Origin of the sequence: Burkholderia sp. FERM BP-3421 (assembly GCF_028657905.1) — a bacterium.
Lineage (GTDB): Bacteria > Pseudomonadota > Gammaproteobacteria > Burkholderiales > Burkholderiaceae > Burkholderia.
Map to the genome: position 1 here is coordinate 472,463 of NZ_CP117782.1, position 17,412 is coordinate 489,874.

Here is a 17,412-nt window from a genome sequence, read left to right on the forward strand (position 1 = left end):
ACGCGCGGCTTACTGGCGGTGGTAGATCTCGGCGCCGCTCTTCACGAACTCGACCGCCTTCACTTCCATCCCCTTCTTCAGCGCATCGGTTTCGGACATGCCTTGCTGCGCGGCGAATTCGCGCACGTCCTGCGTGATCTTCATCGAGCAGAAGTGCGGGCCGCACATCGAGCAGAAGTGCGCGACCTTCGCCGAATCCTTCGGCAGCGTCTCGTCGTGGAATTCGCGCGCCTTGTCCGGATCGAGGCCGATGTTGAACTGGTCTTCCCAGCGGAACTCGAAGCGCGCCTTCGACAGCGCGTTGTCGCGCACCTGCGCGCCCGGATGGCCCTTGGCCAGGTCGGCCGCGTGCGCGGCGAGCTTGTACGTGATGATCCCTTCCTTCACGTCGTCCTTGTTCGGCAGCCCCAGGTGCTCCTTCGGCGTCACATAGCACAGCATCGCGGTGCCGAACCAGCCGATCATCGCCGCGCCGATGCCCGACGTGATGTGGTCGTAGCCCGGCGCGATGTCGGTCGTGAGCGGCCCGAGCGTGTAGAACGGCGCTTCCTTGCACCACTCGAGCTGCAGATCCATGTTTTCCTTGATCAACTGCATCGGCACGTGGCCCGGGCCTTCGATCATCACCTGCACGTCGTGCTTCCACGCGATCTGGGTCAGCTCGCCGAGCGTCTTCAGCTCGCCGAGCTGCGCTTCGTCGTTCGCGTCGTAGATCGAGCCGGGGCGCAGGCCGTCGCCGAGCGAGAAGCTCACGTCGTAGGCCTTCATGATTTCGCAGATCTCTTCGAAGTGCTCGTACAGGAAGCTTTCCTTGTGGTGCGCGAGGCACCACTTGGCCATGATCGAGCCGCCGCGCGACACGATGCCCGTCATGCGGTTCGCGGTCAGCGGCACGTATTGCAGGCGCACGCCCGCGTGGATCGTGAAGTAGTCGACGCCTTGCTCGGCCTGCTCGATCAGCGTGTCGCGGAAGATTTCCCAGGTCAGGTCCTCGGCCTTGCCGTTGACCTTTTCCAGCGCCTGGTAGATCGGCACCGTGCCGATCGGCACCGGGCTGTTGCGGATGATCCATTCACGGGTTTCGTGGATATGCTTGCCGGTCGACAGGTCCATCACCGTGTCGCCGCCCCAGCGGATCGCCCAGGTCATCTTGTCGACTTCCTCGCCGATCGACGACGTCACGGCCGAGTTGCCGATGTTCGCGTTGATCTTCACGAGGAAGTTGCGGCCGATGATCATCGGCTCCGATTCCGGGTGGTTGATGTTCGCCGGGATGATCGCGCGGCCGCGCGCGATTTCGTCGCGCACGAACTCCGGCGTGATCTCGGCGGGCGCGCCCGTGCCGTAGGCGGCGGCGCCGAACGCCTGGCCCGGATGCTGGCGGCCCATCATCGCGGCGAGCTTCGCGCCGTTCGGGCCGCTTGTCTTCAGGTTTTCCAGGTACTCGGCGCGGCGCTGGTTCTCGCGGATCGCGATGTATTCCATTTCCGGCGTGATGATGCCCTGGCGCGCGTAGTGCATCTGGGTGACGTTCTTGCCCGCCTTGGCGCGGCGCGGGTTGCGGTGCAGGCCCGGGAAGCGCAGCTCGGCCGTCTTCGGGTCCTGCGCGCGTTCGAGGCCGTATTCGCTCGTGAGGCCGTCGAGCGCCTCGGTGTCGCCGCGCGACTCGATCCAGCCCTGGCGCAGCGCGGGCAGGCCCGAGCGGATGTCGATCTTGGCGTCCGGATCGGTGTAGGGGCCGGAGGTGTCGTACACATAGATCGGCGGGTTCTTCTCGCCGCCGAAGCCGGTCGGGGTGTCGGCCTGGGTGATCTCGCGCATCGGCACGCGGATGTCCGGCTGCGAGCCCGCCACGTAGATCTTGCGCGAGTTCGGCAGCGGGGCAATGGCGGCGGCGTCGACGCGCGCATCGGCGGAAAGGAACTTGGGGTTGGCGTTCATGCGATCTCCTGTGTCGATCCGATCGAGCGCTGGGCGCTGGCTCGGGTGCAGGACCCGGGCCGGCGCTTCAGTACTTGCCCGGATCCCATGCAAAGCGAATGTGGGGCGCTAAGCAGGAGACGAGACTCGCGACGCGACGGGATTCATCTGAAGAACGACGGTGAAACCCGGACGCTTCCCTGCGCTGGCATTATCCAGATCAGGTTCAAAGGGTATTTCTCACCCGCCGCGCACCAAATGTCTGATCTGGCGCAAGGCAGGACCCCCGCGTTAGCAAGCGCACAAGATACACCGGGTCGGCGGCGGTTTCAACCGGGGACAGATCTTAAGTGCGGCGGCGGGGTGCGGCCGCGAAAATAATTTCATGGGCGGCTGTCAGATCGCGCGGTGTGCGCCGACCAATCGACTCCTCTAACAAGATGACGGAGTCATCCCATGAAACATTCCCTGTTGGCCGCCTGCCTCGCCGTGTTCGCGTTCTCTGCCGCAGGCGTCGCCTATGCGCAGAACGATGCGATGTCGAACGGCGCGATGGCGAAGGACGCCATGGCGAAAGACGCGATGTCCAAGGACGGCATGAAGAAGGACGCGATGTCCAAGGACGGTATGAAGAAGGATGCGATGTCCAAGGACGGTATGAAGAAGGATGCGATGTCGAAGGACGGCATGAAGAAGCCGATGAAGGACGACAAGATGAGCCCGATGTCGAACTGAGCGCCCGCGCGCTCCCCGCTTGGCCTTGGCCGTCCGCGCCCCCGCGCGGGCGGCGCTTTTTCGGGCCGGGGCGCGCGGGGCCGCCGTGACAGCCAGGAGGTCACGCGATGCATGTTTCCCATTCCCCCATGCGGCCGCCCGCGGCGCGCCGCGAACGCGTCGTCCACCCGGTCTGGGTGCGGGTCTGCCACTGGCTGAACGCGCTGGCGGCCGTCACGATGGTGCTGTCCGGCTGGCGCATCTACGACGCCTCGCCGATCTACGCCGGCTTCACGTTTCCGCACGGGCTCACGCTCGGCGGCTGGCTCGGCGGCGCGCTGCAATGGCATTTCGCCGCGATGTGGCTGCTGTTCCTCAACGGGCTCGGCTATCTCGCGCTGGGCGTCGCGACGGGACGCCTGCGCCGCAAGTTCTGGCCGCTGTCGCCGCGCGCCGTGCTGCGCGACGCGTGGGCCGCGCTGCGCGGACGGCTGTCGCACGACGATCTGTCGGTTTACAACGCGGTGCAGCGCGCCGCCTATGTCGCGGCGCTCGCGGATCTCACGCTGCTCGTGTTGTCCGGGCTCGTGATCTGGAAGTCGGTGCAGTTTCCGCTGCTGCGCGAGGCATTCGGCGGTTATGACCGCGCGCGCGTCGTGCATTTCTGGGCGATGGCGTTTCTCGTCGCGTTTTTCGTCGTGCACGTCGCGATGGCGCTGCTGGTGCCGCGCTCGCTCCTCGCGATGCTGCGCGGCCGTTGAAAGGAGTTCCGATCATGTCCATCCAGGACGACCCACCCGCGCGCAAGGCCGCGCCGCGGATCGATCGCGCCGCGCTCGAGATCGACGTGCGCAAGACGCTCGAACAACCGGCCCGTCGGCTGTTCGGCCGGCGCGTGCTGACGCTGGGCGGGCTCGCGATGCTGACCGGCTGCTCGCTGCAGGACGACGCGTCGGTCAACGATTTTCTCGACAAGGTGTCGCGCGCGAACGATCGCGTGCAGGCCTGGCTGTTCGGGCCCACGCGGCTCGCGCCGACCTACACCGAGGCCGATCTCACGCGGCCGTTTCCGTTCAACGCGTTCTACGGCATCGACGAGGTGCCGCGCGTCGATCCGGCCGGCTACCGCCTCATGCTGTCCGGGCGCGTGACCGGGCAGCGGGTGTGGACGCTGCCCGAGCTGTATGCCCTGCCGCACGCGGAGCAGATCACGCGCCATATCTGCGTGGAAGGGTGGAGCGCCATCGGCCGCTGGGGCGGCACGCCGTTCGGGGCGTTCCTGCGGCGCGCGGGCGCGGACCTGAACGCGAAGTACGTCGGGTTCAAGTGTGCGGACGACTACTACGAGAGCATCGACATGCCGACGGCGCTGCATCCGCAGACCCTGCTGGCGTTCGAGTACGACGGCGCGCGCCTGCCGGCCGAGTACGGCTTCCCGATGAAGCTGCGGATGCCGACCAAGCTCGGCTACAAGAATCCGAAGCACATCATGGAGATCTTCGTGACCGATGTCTTTCCGGGCGGGTATTGGGTCGATCAGGGCTACAACTGGTTCGGCGGCTCCTGAGGGGCGGCGTCGCCCGCGGCGGGCGGTGGATGTGGCGGCGGGGGCGGGGCGCATCCGCGCGTCGCCGGAGCCGGCCGGCGACCCGTGGGTCGCCGGCCGCCGCGACCCGCCGCGACCCGCCGCGACCCGCCGCGACCCGCCGCGACCCGCCGCGACCCGCCGCGACCCGCCGCGACCCGCCGCGACCCGCCGCGACCCGCCGCGACCCGCCGCGACCCGCCGCGACCCGCCGCGACCCGCCGCGACCCGCCGCGACCCGCCGCGACCCGACCGACCGACCGACCGACCGACCGACCCGACCGACCGACCGACCCGACCGACCGACCGACCGACCGACCGACCGACCCGACCGACCGACCGACCCGACCCGACCCGACCGACCCGACCGACCCGACCCGACCGACCCGACCGACCCGACCCGACCGACCCGACCGACCCGACCGACCCGACCGACCCGACCGACCCGACCGACCCGACCGACCCGACCGACCCGAACGACCCGAACGACCCGAACGACCCGAACGACCCGAACGACCCGAACGACCCGAACGACCCGAACGACCCGAACGACCCGAACGACCCGAACGACCCGAACGACCCGAACGACCCGACGGACGCTGCGCGCGTCCGTCGGGTCTCGCTTCGCCAAACTGCGACGCTGCTTGCCGCTGCCGCTGCCGCTGCCGCTGCCGCTGCCGCTGTCGCCGCCGCTGTCGCCGCGCCCGCGAATGTCGCGCCGAAACGTCAGCCCAGTCTGATTCGTCGCGTCCCGACATTCGTCTTACAGCCGTTCATGCATAATGCTGACGGTGCGCTCCACGGGGCGCACCGCGCAGTTCAGATCCATTCGAACCTACCGACATCCCCGGTTCCCTATCGTCGCCGCACGTTCCGACATGCCGTTCCGCCCGCTCTCGCCCGCCTTCGCCGCGCGCTCGCCGCTCCCTGGATTCCCGCCTTCCGCCGGCCCCGGCGCACGCCCCGCGCCGCGAGACTGACCGATGACCCCGTTCGACCGCTTGCTCGCCTTTCTCGGGCGGCACCCGATCCGCCTGCCGCAAAGCCGCGGGGGCCGCATCGCGCTGGCGCTCGGGTTCATCTACATCGTGTGGGGCTCGACCTATCTCGCGGTGCACGTCGCGCTCGGGTCGTTTCCGCCTTTGCTGATGTCCGGGCTGCGCAACCTGCTGGCCGGGACCGGCCTGTTCGTGTTCGCGATGCGCCGCCGGCCGGCCCGGCCGACGCTCGTCGAGATCCGCAACGCGGCGCTCGTCGGCACGATGCTCGTCGCGCTGTCGTCGGGCCTGATCGCGCTCGGCATGCGCACGGTCAGCAGCGGCTCGGCGGCCGTGATGGTCGCCACCGTGCCGCTGTTCGCGACCGTGATCGCGGCGGTCGCGGGCCGCCCGATCTCGAAGGGCGAGTGGGTGGCCGTCGCGCTCGGCATGGTCGGCATCGTCGTGCTGAATTCGGGCGGGCCGTCCACGCCCGGCTCGACCCTCGGCAGCATCACCGTGCTCGCGGGCGCGCTGTTCTGGGCCGGCGGCGCGCATCTGGCCGCGCGCCTCAAGCTGCCGTCCGACCTGTTCCTGTCGACCGCGCTGCAGATCGGCCTCGGCGGGCTCGTGTCGACGCTCGTCGCGTGGTTCCTCGGCGAGCGCATCGAGCACCTGGCTTTCACGGCGACCGTCGCGTTCATCTACCTGATGGTGGCGGGCACGATGGCGGCTTACGTCGCCTACGGCTACCTGATCCGCCACACGAGCCCGATCATCTCGAGCAGCTGCATGTACGTGAATCCCGTCGTGGCGGTCGCGCTCGGCGCGCTGCTGCTCGGCGAGCCGGTCACGACGGCGACCGTCGTCGCGACGCTCGCGATCCTCGGCAGCGTCGGGCTGTCGTTCGTGTTCGACCCCGCGCGCAAGCAGGTCTAGGCGCCGCGGCGCTCGTCGGGCAGGTAAAAAAGCCCGTTCCACTGCGCGGTGGAACGGGTTTTTTGCATCGGGCCGCAGCGCGCGGTCAGCCGCGCCGGCCGCGCGCGTGGATCAGCGCGGCGAGCAGCGAGAAGCCGAGGCCGACCGCGCAGACGCCGGTCCAGCCCGCGACGCGCCAGGCGATCACGCCCGCCGACGAGCCGAGCGCGCCGCCGATGAAGTAGCAGACCATGTACACGGTGTTCACGCGGCTGCGCGCTTCGGGCTTGAGCGCGTAGATGCGCGACTGGTTGGAGATCTGCGCGGCCTGGACGCCGACGTCGAGCACGATCACGCCGATCACGAGCCCGACGAGGCTCGCGCCCGACACCGCGAAGATCAGGTAGGACAGCGCGAGCAGCGCGATCGCGAGCGTGATGATCGCGCGCGGGCCGCGCTTGTCGGCGATGCGGCCCGCGTAGGGCGCGGCGAGCGCACCCGCCGCGCCGACCACGCCGAACAGGCCCGCGACCTGCGGCCCGTAGTGGAACGGCGCGCCGGCAAGCAGCAGCGTGAGGGCCGGCCAGAACGCGCTGAACGCGGCGAACACCGCCGCGCCGGTGGCCGAGGCCTCGCGCAGCCCGCGCAGCTCGGTCGTGAGATGCCACATCGACGCGAGCAGCTTGCCGTACGGCAGCATCGAGGTGGGGGCGCTGCGCGGCAGCCGCGCGACGATCACGGCGGCGAGCACGACGAGCGCGCCCACCGACGCGCCGAACACCGCGCGCCAGCCGAAATACTCGGCGACGAAGCCGGCGGCGGTGCGCGCGAGCAGGATGCCGAGCAGCAGGCCGCTCATCACGGTGCCGACCGCCTGGCCGCGCGCGTTCGCCGGCGCGATCTCGGCCGCGAACGGCACGGCCTGCTGCGCGATGGTCGCGAGCACGCCGATCGCGAGGCTCGCGAGCACGAGCACCGGCAGCGTCGGCGCGGCGGCCGCGGCGAGCAGCGCGAGCGACAGCCCGACGAGCTGCAGCAGGATCAAGCGACGCCGGTCGAAGCGGTCGCCGAGCGGTGCGAGCAGCAGCATGCCGGCCGCGTAGCCGAGCTGGGTCGCGGTCGGCACAGCGCCGATCCACGATGCGCCGTCGGGAAACGAGGCGCGGAAGCTGTCGAGCAGCGGCTGGTTGAAGTAGATGTTGGCGACCGAGACGCCCGCGATGGTCGCGAGCAGCAGCAACAGGCCGCGCGAATAGTGCTGCGACGCAGGCTGGGCTGTGGGGGCGGGAGCGGATGAAGCGGACATGATCGTTGAACCAGGGGGCGAATCGAGGCGCGTGGCGCGGCGGAGCTGCCCGGCGCGCCGGGCAGCTGACGATCATACCGGAGCGCCGGCCGGTCTGCCGACGTCGGCGCGTTCAACCGCTTGAGTGCCAGACCGCCAGACCGCCAGACCGCCAGACCGTCTAACGGACTAACGGACTAACGGACTAACGGACTAACGGACTAACGGCTCATCGGCTCATCGGCTCATCGGCTCATCGGCTCAACCGCCCAACCGCCCAACCGCCCAACCGCTCAACCGGCCAACCGCTCAACCGCTCAACCGCTCAACCGCTCAACCGCTCAACCGCTCAACCGCTCAACCGCCCAACCACTCAATCGATCAAATCGCCGTCCGGCTCGAAGAACGGATAGGGGCCGTCGCCCGCATCGACGTACACGTGATGCGAGGTCAGGCCGGCCTCGGGCGTGTAGCGATGCACGGCGAACGCGGGCGCCTCCATCGAGAACGACGAGGGCGCGTCGTCGCGCAGGTCGAACGTGACCTGATGCGCGGGCGCCGGCACGGCCGCCGCGATCGTGCCGCCGAAGCGCGTGTACATCGCGCGGTGCACGTGGCCGCACAGCACCCGCTCGACGTTCGGATGCGCGCGCAGCAGCGTATCGAGCCGCGCGGCGGCGTCGGGGGCGAGGCGCATCGCGTCCATGTGGTCGATCCCCGAGACGAACGGCGGGTGATGCAGCGCGACCACGACCGGCCGGTCGCGCGCGGCGTCGAGCTGCCCGGCGAGCCACGCGAGGCGCGCCTCGCACAGCGTGCCGCCGCTCGTGCCGGGAATCTGCGAATCGAGCGCGAGCACGCGCAGCGGCCCGAGGTCGAGCGCGTACTGCACGAACTCGCCGTGCTGCAGTTCGTCGCGTTCCGCGAACACGCGTCGCAGCGCCGCGCGCTCGTCGTGATTGCCGACCAGCAGGTAGTAGGGGATTTCCAGCGGCGCGAGCAGCGCCTTCAGGTGCCGGTATTCCTCTTCATGGCCGAAATCGGTCAGGTCGCCGGTGACGAGCACCGCGTCCGGACGCGGCGCGAGCGCGTTCAGGCGCGCGACGCAGCGCGCGACATGCGCGGCGGTGTCGACGCGCTGGTACGCGAGCGCGCCGGGTCGCTTGATGTGGAGGTCGCTGATGTGGGCGAGCAGCATGTCGTGTCCTTGCCGGTGGGGGCGTCAGTCGAGTGTGATCAGGCCGGCCGCGTCGATCGCGAGGCCGACCGCGGTGCCGCGGGCCAGCTCGATGCGGCCGGGCACGTCGACCACGAGCGGATCCGGGGCCGCCTGCTCGATGGTAAGGCGAGTCCGGTCGCCGAGGAAAGCGCAGCCGGCGATCGCGCCGCGCAGCGCGGCGTGCGCCGGGTCGGCGAGGCGCGCGTCCTCGGGGCGGAAGAACACCTCGTCGGCCGGACGTTCGAGCGCGAGCGCGCCGCCCTCGGTCACGAGCGCGCCGTCGCGCCACGCGCCGGCCACGCGGTTCAGCGTGCCGATGAACTGCGCGACCGTGCGGTTCGCGGGCCGGTAGTAGATGTCGCGCGGCGTGCCGACCTGCTCGATGCGGCCGGCGCTCATCACGACGATCCGGTCGCCGAGCGCCATCGCCTCGGCCTGGTCGTGCGTCACGTAGACCGTGGTCACGCCCAGCTCGCGCAGCAGCGCGTCCATGTCGCGGCGCAGCGCGTCGCGCAGCTTCGCGTCGAGGGCGGTCAGCGGCTCGTCGAGCAGCAGCACGCGCGGCTCCACCGCGAGCGCGCGGGCGAGCGCGACGCGCTGCCGCTGGCCGCCCGACAACTGGTCGATCGATTTGTCCGCGTGCGCGTCGAGCCGCATCATCGCGAGCAGCGCATCGACGCGGCGGCGCAGCGCGGCGGCGTCAGTGCGGCGGATCCGCAGGCCGTAGCCGACATTGCCGCGCACCGACAGGTTCGGGAACAGCGCGTAGTTCTGGAACACCATGCCGACCTGGCGGCGCTCGATTGGCAGCGTGGTCACGTCGTCGTCGCCGAAGCGGATCGCGCCGCCCGCGTCGGGCGTGTCGAGCCCGGCGAGCAGGCGCAGCGTGGTGGTCTTGCCGCAGCCGGACGGGCCGAGCAGCACGAGCGTCTCGCCCGCGCCGATCGACAGGTCGAGCGGTTCGAGCACGCGCACGCCGCGGAAGGTCTTCGCGCAGCGCGTGATGGCGATGGGTACGGAATCGAGTTTCATCGGGGAGCGGGAACGGGAGCGGACGGACGGGACGTCAAGCGCGCCGCCGGGCGCGCCGCCGCGCGCCGGACGGATCGACGCCGAGCCACTGCATCGCGATCAGCAGCGGCAGCGTCATCAGCAGGAACAGGATCGTATAGGCGCTGCCGACTTCGAGGCGCAGCGACGCATAGGTGTCGGCGAGCCCGACCGGCAGCGTCTTGGTGTCGGGCGTGTGCAGCATCCAGGTCAGGTTGAATTCGCCGATCGACAGCGTGAGCACTGTCAGCGCGCCCGCGACGATGCCGGGCAGCAGGTTGGGCAGCACGATCGTCGCGAAGCGCGTCGCGAACGAGGCGCCGAGGCTCGCCGCGCCTTCTTCGAGCGTGCGCAGGTCGGCGCCCGCGGCGACGGCCGCGACCGAGCGCACCATGAACGGCAGCGTGAACACGACGTGGCCGGCGACGATGAACCACGCGCTCAGGCGAAACGCGGTCCAGCCGCCGTAGACCACCAGCAGCGCGAGCGCCGAGGCGAGGCCGGGCAGCGCGACGGGCAGCACCAGCAGCTCCTCGACCACGCGCGCGGCGCGGCCGCGGCTGCGCGCGAGCGCATAGCCGGCGGGCACGCCGACCAGCAGCGTGACCGCGAGCGTGGCGAGCGCGATGCCGAGCGAGAGGAACACCGAGTCGTGATACTGGGCCCAGACCTGCGCGAGCCAGCGCAGTGTCAGGCCGCTCGACAGCCCGCGGAAGTAGTTGACGGTCAGCCCGGCGAGCACCGACATCACGACCGGGATGATCATGAAGGCGGCGAGCAGCAGCGTGACGGCCCACTGGAGCGCGGCGAGCCAGGCGGTCGACGCGCCGGCGCGGCGGCGTGCGGGCCGGCGCGCGGACCGGGCGGGCGAGGCGGAGGCGGGGGAGGCGTGCATCGGGCGATCCTCAGGCGGCGGCCACGGCCTGACCGCTGAAATGACGGGCGAGCGCGAGCGCCGCCCAGGTGACGACGCCGAGCACGATCGACAGCCCGGCCGCCGTCGCGACGTTCGCGTTCAGCGTGAACTCGGTGTAGATCGCCATCGGCAGCACGTTGAGGTCGGTCGCGAGCGTGAACGCGGTGCCGAACGCGCCCATCGAGGTCGCGAAGCAGATCGCGCCCGCCGCGACGAGGCCGGGCGCGAGCGCGGGCAGCACGATGTCGAGCAGGATCCGCCACGGCGATGCGCCGAGCGAGCGCGCGGCCTCTTCGAGCGAGGCGTCGAGCTTCGACGCCGCCGCGATCACCGTGACGATCACGCGCGGAATCGAGAAGTACAGGTAGCCGACGAACAGGCCCGCGACCGAATAGGCGAACACCCACTTGTCGCCGGTGAGGCGCGCCGTGAGCAGGCCGATCAGGCCCTGGCGGCCCGCGAGCATGATCACCATGAAGCCGACCACGACCCCGGGAAACGCGAGCGGGAAGGTCAGCAGCGCGATCAGCACGCGCTTGCCGGCGAATTCCCGGCGCGCGAGCAGCAGGCCCGCGAGCGTCGACAGCACGAGCGTGACGAGCGTGACGGCCGCCGACAGCGCGACCGTCGCGCCGAGGCTCGACATGTAGCGCGGATTCGACAGCAGCGCGGCGTAGGTGTCGACGAACGCGCCGTTCGCGGACACCTGCGCGAGCGCGGCCATCGGCAGCAGCCAGAACGCGGCGAACACCGCGAGCGCCGGCGCGACGAGCGCGACGCGCCAGCGCGCCGGAAAGGTGAGGTCGGAGCGGCTCATCGGGCGGCCGTCACTGCATGGTCTGCAGATAGCGCAGGCCGAACGCCTGCTGGCCCGCCGCCATCTTGCCGAAGTCGACCGTCTTCGCGCGCGCGTATTCGCTCGCGGGCAGGAACTTCGCGGCCAGCTCGGGGCTGACGGCCTGCGCGCGCACCGGCCGCAGATAGGCGTTCGCCCACAGCCGCTGGCCTTCGTCGGACAGCACGAAATCGAGCACCTTCCTGCCGTTCGCCTCGTGCGGCGCGCCCTTGACGAGGCTCATCACGTATGGCACCGCGATCGTGCCTTCCTTCGGGATCACGAACTCGACGTTCGCCTGGTCCTTGTATTTCGCGCGGTAGGCGTCGAAGTCGTAGTCGAGCAGGATCGGGATCTCGCCGGACAGCACGCGCGCGTACGCGGTCTGCTTCGGCACGATCGGCTGGTTCGCCTTCAGCTTGCGGAACCAGTCGAGCGCCGGCGCGAAATTGTCGAGCGTGCCGCCGAGCGCCTGGTTGACCGCGACCGCGCCCGCGTAGCCGACGAACGCGCTCGACGGATCGAGGTAGCCGACCATCCCCTTGTATTCGGGCTTGAGCAGGTCCGCCCAACTGCGCGGCACGGGCTTGCCGTCGAGCGCGTCCTTGTTGACGAAGAAGCCGAGCGTGCCCGAGTGGATCGTGAACCAGTAGCCCTGCGGATCCTTCAGGTTCGCGGGGATGTCGTTCCAGTGCGCGGGCTTGTACGGCGCGATCACGCCCTTGTCCTTCGCCTGATAGGCGGACGACACGCCGAGGTACACGACGTCGGCGACGGGGCTCTTCTGTTCGGCGATCAGCTGCGCGATCGACTGGCCGGAGTTCTTGTTGTCGAACGGCACGCGGATGCCGGTCTTGTCCTTGATCGCGGCGATCTGCGCGGCCCAGTCCGCCCATTCGGGCGGGCAGTTGTAGCAGATCGCGGTTTCGTCCGCGTAGGCGGCCGGCGCGAGCGACACGAGCGCGGCGGCGCACACGAGCGGCGCGACGAACAGGCCGCGGACGGCGGCGAAGAGGCGCGAGCGGGAGGCGGGGCGGTGGTTCACGAGCAGGGTCTCCTGGAGAGGCGGGGCGGTGCGGGTCAGGCGGGACGGGGTTCGGCGCGCGCGCCGAGCCGGGGCGATGCGATCGACGCGCCGTCGCGCACGGTGTGCGGCAGCGTGAGCGCCGCGCGCGGGTGCTGGATGCCGCTGATCCGTTCGACGAGGCGCTGCCACGCGGCGCGGCCGATCTCGCGATTCGGGGTGGCGACGCTCGCGAGCGGCGGCGCGAGCAGCTCGCCGATCGCGAGGCCGTCGAAGCCGAGCACCGAGACGTCGTCCGGCACGCTGAAGCGCGCGGCGCGCAGGCCGCGCATCACCACCATCGCGAGCAGATCGTTGCTGCAGAAGATCGCGGTCGGCCGCGTCGCGCGCGCGGTCAGGTGCGCGAGCACAGCGGCCGGCAGCGCGGGCGCGTTGAAGTCGACTTCGAGCGCGGGCAGCGGTTCGAGCCCGCCGTCCTCGAGCGCCTGCGCGTAACCGCGATGACGCAGCCGAGCGCGGTCCGAGGCCGCGAGCGCTCCCGCCAGCATCAGCACGCGCCGGTGGCCGCGCGCGATCAACAGGCTGACGCCGTCGTAGGCGGCCTGCCGGTTGTCGACGGCGACCGACGGGCGGCGCAGCGTGTCGTTGTGCATCAGCACGTAGAGCGGCCCGTCGTGGTCGAGGGCGTCGAGGAGCGGATGGGCGTCCGCGTCGGCGACCGTCAGGATCAGGCCCTCGACGCGTTGCGCGCGCAGCGTTTCGATCGCGTGGCGCTCGCGCGCGGCGTCGTACTCGGTGGTCATCACGATCAGCTTGAAGCCCGCGAGCGAGGCCAGCTCGTCGATGCCTTGCAGGCATTCGGCGAACACCGGGTTCGCGAGCGTCGGCAACACCACGCCGACGAGCTGGGTGCGCTCGCTGCGAAGCTGGCGCCCCAGCGGGTTGGGGCGGTAGTGCAGCGTCTCGATCGCGGCGCGGATCGACGCGAGCGTCGAGGGGCCGACGGTGTGCGGCGCGTTCAACGCGCGCGAGACGGTGGCGATCGAGAAACCCGAGAGGGCGGCGACATCCCTGATGGTCGACGGCATGGTGCGTAGCGTGGATGTAAACGTTTTCGTCGAGGCGGATTATCGGCAGCGACTGTGAAGTTTCGATGACGCGGCGGGCCGGTATCCGTGTGTCTCGGAGGCCGGTGCGGATACGCCGCGCGGCCCGGGCGGACATGTTCTGGATACGTGTGCCGGTTCCAATCAAGCGAGGCGGCCGACGCGCTCGCGCGGCCGCGCCCGGGCGGGCGCGAACCACCCAGATTCGATATGACCCGCATGCGCGCCGCGCTCCTGACGATGGCGACGGCCGAACCGGCGGCGGTCGGCGCGGCGTCGCCGATCCATGGTGTGACGATCCGGACGGCTGTCGCCGATGGACGCTGATCGCGCCCGCCGAGGAAGCCGCGCCGCTCGACGAACTGCGCGTCGTGCTCGGCAATCCGACGGCGGTGCGCGCGGTCGAGCGTGCGACCGCGCCGTTTCCGGACGGGACGGTGCCGGTCAAGCGCGCATGGAAGGGCGCACCGCCGAAGGGCGCGCCGAGCGCCACGGTGCCCGGGGCCGCGACGACCGTGCAGGTGAGGGTCAAGGACGCGCAGCGCTGCGCGGCGACGGGCGGCTGGTGCGTCGACGACCCGCTCGACGGGCCGATGATGAAGGCGTGTCGCACCGAGCAGGGGGCGGACGTCGCGTTCTCGACCTTCCGCGTGCGGATCGGCGGCATCTTCGACCCGGCCGGCGTGAGGCGGGGGCGCTCTCCACCCGGCGGGCCCGAGGACGCGGGACGGAGCGGCGCGCGCCGCTCCGTCGACGCCGCGGCTTACCAGCGCGAGCGTTCCGCGAAGAACCCCGGGATGTCGACGACGCGCCCCGCGCGCCGCGCCGCCGCATGCACGTGCTGGCCGACCGCCAGATCCAGGATGCCCATGCCGAACGGCGAGTAGATCACGGGCCGCGCCGGATCGACGCGGAACGCGCCCTGGACCGCGCCGGCGATCGTGCCGGTGATGAAGCGCCGGTGGCCGACCTGCTGTTCGGCGAGGTGCGGGGACGTGTCGGCCTGCAGGCAGTGGTCGACGTCGTCCACGACGTTGTCGGCGGCGAGGATGACTTCGGGCGCGAGATCGCGCAGCGAGATGTTCAGCACGACGGGCGCATGCGCGAACCAGCCGGGATCGAGCACGTGGGGGCGCGGCGCGGTCGTGGCGAATATCACCACGTCGCTGTCGCGTATCAGCGTCTCGATCGAGGACGACGGCTCGGGCGCGGCGACCGGGCCGACATGATCGAGCAGACGCCGCGCGTCGTCCCGATTGAGGTCGAACGCGGCGATGACGGCGGGCCGGGCGCCTTGCGCGAGGATCATGTCGACGATGTAGCGCGCGATCACGCCGCAGCCGATCACGCCGATGCGCGGCTGCGCCGGCAGCCGGCCCGCGCCGAGCTCCCGCAGCCCGAGCGCCGCCGACGCGGCGGTGCGCGCCGCGCTGATCGTGGACGCCTCCATCACGCACAGCGGGTAGCCGGTGTCGCGGCGATTCAGCACGAGCAGCGCGGACGCGCGCGGCATCGACCGCTCGACGTTTTCGGGCCAGCTCGCGATCCATTTGATGCCGGCGAGCCCGACATCGGGACCGAGATCGGCCGGCAGCGCGATGATCCGGTCGCGCGGGCGATCCGCGAAGCGCAGGAAATGGCTCGGCGGGTTGTGCGCGACGCCGAGCGCATGCGCGAGATAGGCGTCGCGCACGATGTCGACCAGTTCCGGAAAGGACGCGGCGACGATCTCGCGCACCGTGTCGCCGGCGATGACGGAGAACGCGAACGGGTCCGCGGCGGGATCGCCGCCGGCCCGCGACGCGGCGCGTTCGCGCGTGAGAAGGTCAGCCATGGTGGCGCTCCCAGAGAAGAGGGGCGGCGGAAATCGTCCTGCCGCAGCGTTCGAGCAGGCCGGCGAAGCGCGACTCGACCCAGGTGTTGTCGTAGATCGTGTCGACGTAGCGGTCGCCGAGATCGGGCGAGACGGCCACGACGACGGCGTCGGGCGGGATGCATTCCGCGTAGCGCGCAACGGCCGTGAGCACCGTGCCCGTCGAGCCGCCGACCAGCAGGCCCTGCGCGGCGAGCCGGCGGCACATCACGATCGTGTCCGCTTCCTCGATCATCTCGAGGGCGTCCATCGTGCAATCGTCGGCGATCGGCGGGCGGCAGCTCGTGCCGAGTCCCGCGATGTAGCGCCGGCCCGACGGCAGGCCGAAGGTCACGGAACCGACCGAATCCACCGCGATCAGCTTCGTCGCCGGCGAATACTGCCGCGCGTAGTGCGAGATGCCGCCGAGCGTGCCGGTCGTGCCCGCGCCGACGAACAGGAAATCGATGCGCGGAAAGGCCGAGAAGATCTCGGGGCCGGTGAAGCGCAGATGCGCGCCCGCGTTGTCGGCGTTGGCGTACTGGTTGAGCCACACGAGCCCGGCATCCTCCTCCAGCCGCTGCCGGATGTACGCGATGCGCGTGCCGAGGTAACCGCCGTTCGCGTCGTGCTTCTCCACGATCACGACTTCCGCGCCGAACGCGAGCATCAGCTTGTGGGTCTGCGGAGACAGATTCGGATCGCTCACACAGGTGAAGCGATAGCCGCGCTCGGCGGCGATCATGCTGAGCGCAAGCCCGAGATTGCCGGACGAACTTTCGATGAAGCGCTGGTCCCGATGCGCGTGGCCGCGCGCCTCGTGTTGATCGAGCATATGGCGCGCGGTCTTGGTCTTGATCGAACCGCCCGAGGTGAACCCCTCGATTTTCAAATGCACGGTTCCCTTCGGAACGATGCCGCGAAGACGGATGAAGGCATCCCCGACCATCAGCTCGCTCGGCTTGTCAGCAAACATTCGATAACTCCCCAATTAAGAGAATCGATTCGATAGGCATGCAAATTAATTAACCGATGAATTGTTTCGTATCGGAAGGAATGTTTGATTCGGTGGATTTCTGGTTGGTATTTGATTGGAATTTTATTTATCGAAAAGAAATTGATAAAAATCATACGAATAGGATTTCCATTCCGGCACTAAACAGTACTATACGCAACCGAAGAGTCAAGCAATCGGCGGAATGTGGTCATAGCCGTGCTTCGGCATGGAAGCGGCTTTCGGCGTGCCGAAAGCACATGCAAAGCCGGATATCGTTGCGAGGCGATGAACGATCCTCGCGCGTTATTATGAGTGGTTATTTGTGTCGTTTTCGGGTCCGATTAAATATCAAATTAAAGAGTTGCATAAAATTTCGTGCGTACTATATATAAGCATCGATTTACGTGCGCCGATAAAGGAGGCCGAATCATGTCTGATGGGGAAGATAAAACGGGCGAGAATGCCGCCAGCCGTCGCGAATTGCCGGATGGCGGCACCGGGACGCCCGGGCCGTACAACGGCAACGGGACGGCGATACCGGTCTCCGCCGCGCACGTGACGCTTCCCAGCAGCAGCGGGGCGCCGTCGATCGCCGATGCGATCGCCACGGCGTACCGCGACCTGTACGACAAGCTCGCCACCGCGTGGCATTCGGTGGAGATTCGACAGGCCATCGCGGAAGCCGACTACGAACTGCAACAAAAGCTCGCGGCGCTGTCCTCGCCGGGGCAGACGCTCGAACGTTGCGAGCTGGTCGCCGACTACCTGCGTACGGTGCGCACGCTCGGCGCGCCCGAGCGCCAGCAGGCAAAGATCGCGTTTGCGTATTCGCGCTATCTCGACGAAGTGAAGGTCATCTGGTCGCGGCACGACATTCACGACATCGATCCCCGCCAGCTCTCCGCGTTCGGCGAGAGCATCGCGTGGGCCGGCTATTACGCCAGCCTGCGTCCCTGACTATTTCGCAATCATCCGGCCCGGGCGCATCGCGCCCAGGCCGTTTCGCCGGAGCGG

The 17,412-nt window shown here is 69.6% G+C and carries 14 protein-coding genes, 2 pseudogenes and 1 riboswitch; of the genes and pseudogenes, 6 read left to right on the forward strand and 10 right to left on the reverse strand.

Annotation, left to right across the window (positions count from 1 at the left end; all coding sequences use genetic code 11):
- Window positions 1–9: 9 nt before the first annotated feature.
- Window positions 10–1,941, reverse strand: coding sequence for a phosphomethylpyrimidine synthase ThiC (gene thiC / locus Bsp3421_RS18340; protein ID WP_274002233.1), 1,932 nt, complete (start codon window positions 1,939–1,941; stop codon window positions 10–12).
- A 158-nt stretch (window positions 1,942–2,099) separates the two neighbouring features.
- Window positions 2,100–2,218, reverse strand: a riboswitch (TPP riboswitch).
- A 158-nt stretch (window positions 2,219–2,376) separates the two neighbouring features.
- Between thiC and Bsp3421_RS18345 the strand changes: the two genes are divergently transcribed.
- The 4 genes and pseudogenes from Bsp3421_RS18345 to Bsp3421_RS18360 all read left to right on the forward strand — a co-directional run bounded on the left by Bsp3421_RS18345 (window position 2,377) and on the right by Bsp3421_RS18360 (window position 6,135).
- Window positions 2,377–2,655, forward strand: coding sequence for a pentapeptide MXKDX repeat protein (locus tag Bsp3421_RS18345; protein ID WP_274002234.1), 279 nt, complete (start codon window positions 2,377–2,379; stop codon window positions 2,653–2,655).
- A 155-nt stretch (window positions 2,656–2,810) separates the two neighbouring features.
- Window positions 2,811–3,395, forward strand: a pseudogene (locus Bsp3421_RS18350) (cytochrome b/b6 domain-containing protein); the annotation flags it as partial.
- A gap of 14 nt (window positions 3,396–3,409) precedes the next feature.
- On the forward strand, window positions 3,410–4,201 hold the full coding sequence (locus Bsp3421_RS18355) for a molybdopterin-dependent oxidoreductase (RefSeq protein ID WP_274002237.1): 792 nt from the start codon (window positions 3,410–3,412) through the stop codon (window positions 4,199–4,201).
- Window positions 4,202–5,202: 1,001 nt separating this feature from the next.
- Complete coding sequence (locus tag Bsp3421_RS18360; protein WP_274002239.1) at window positions 5,203–6,135, forward strand: EamA family transporter; 933 nt, start codon at window positions 5,203–5,205, stop codon at window positions 6,133–6,135.
- 85 nt (window positions 6,136–6,220) lie between these two features.
- On the opposite strand, the gene Bsp3421_RS18365 is transcribed toward Bsp3421_RS18360, so the two are convergent.
- From Bsp3421_RS18365 to Bsp3421_RS18395, 7 genes are all read right to left on the reverse strand, one after another.
- Window positions 6,221–7,420, reverse strand: coding sequence for an MFS transporter (locus Bsp3421_RS18365; RefSeq protein ID WP_274002240.1), 1,200 nt, complete (start codon window positions 7,418–7,420; stop codon window positions 6,221–6,223).
- 352 nt (window positions 7,421–7,772) lie between these two features.
- The gene (locus Bsp3421_RS18370) at window positions 7,773–8,597 is read right to left on the reverse strand and encodes a phosphodiesterase (protein WP_274002242.1); all 825 of its coding nucleotides are present in this window, start codon (window positions 8,595–8,597) and stop codon (window positions 7,773–7,775) included.
- Between the two features lie 24 nt (window positions 8,598–8,621).
- Window positions 8,622–9,650: an ABC transporter ATP-binding protein gene (locus Bsp3421_RS18375; protein ID WP_274002244.1), complete on the reverse strand. Its 1,029-nt coding sequence runs from the start codon at window positions 9,648–9,650 to the stop codon at window positions 8,622–8,624.
- A 34-nt stretch (window positions 9,651–9,684) separates the two neighbouring features.
- Window positions 9,685–10,563 (reverse strand): ABC transporter permease, encoded by an 879-nt coding sequence (locus tag Bsp3421_RS18380; protein ID WP_274002245.1) that lies wholly within the window; start codon window positions 10,561–10,563, stop codon window positions 9,685–9,687.
- 10 nt (window positions 10,564–10,573) lie between these two features.
- A complete protein-coding gene (locus Bsp3421_RS18385; RefSeq protein ID WP_274002247.1) occupies window positions 10,574–11,401 on the reverse strand; it encodes an ABC transporter permease in 828 nt (275 codons plus the stop codon).
- Window positions 11,402–11,411: 10 nt separating this feature from the next.
- Complete coding sequence (locus Bsp3421_RS18390; RefSeq protein WP_443111563.1) at window positions 11,412–12,464, reverse strand: ABC transporter substrate-binding protein; 1,053 nt, start codon at window positions 12,462–12,464, stop codon at window positions 11,412–11,414.
- 35 nt (window positions 12,465–12,499) lie between these two features.
- Window positions 12,500–13,531, reverse strand: a complete 1,032-nt coding sequence (locus Bsp3421_RS18395) for a substrate-binding domain-containing protein (protein ID WP_274002248.1) — start codon at window positions 13,529–13,531, stop codon at window positions 12,500–12,502.
- A 228-nt stretch (window positions 13,532–13,759) separates the two neighbouring features.
- Between Bsp3421_RS18395 and Bsp3421_RS18400 the strand changes: the two are divergent.
- A pseudogene (locus Bsp3421_RS18400) lies at window positions 13,760–14,115 on the forward strand (cytochrome P460 family protein); the annotation flags it as partial.
- 197 nt (window positions 14,116–14,312) lie between these two features.
- Here the strand turns inward: Bsp3421_RS18400 and sbnB are convergent.
- Both sbnB and sbnA read right to left on the reverse strand, forming a co-directional pair.
- Window positions 14,313–15,383 carry a 2,3-diaminopropionate biosynthesis protein SbnB gene (gene sbnB, locus Bsp3421_RS18405; RefSeq protein WP_274002249.1) on the reverse strand — a complete coding sequence of 357 codons (1,071 nt, stop codon included), beginning with the start codon at window positions 15,381–15,383 and terminating at the stop codon, window positions 14,313–14,315.
- Window positions 15,376–16,377, reverse strand: a complete 1,002-nt coding sequence (sbnA, locus tag Bsp3421_RS18410) for a 2,3-diaminopropionate biosynthesis protein SbnA (RefSeq protein ID WP_274002251.1) — start codon at window positions 16,375–16,377, stop codon at window positions 15,376–15,378. The genes sbnB and sbnA overlap by 8 nt, the downstream gene beginning before the upstream one ends.
- A gap of 450 nt (window positions 16,378–16,827) precedes the next feature.
- Between sbnA and Bsp3421_RS18415 the strand changes: the two genes are divergently transcribed.
- Entirely contained in the window at window positions 16,828–17,355 is a 528-nt protein-coding gene (locus Bsp3421_RS18415) for a hypothetical protein (protein ID WP_274002252.1), read from the forward strand.
- Window positions 17,356–17,412: the final 57 nt, after the last annotated feature.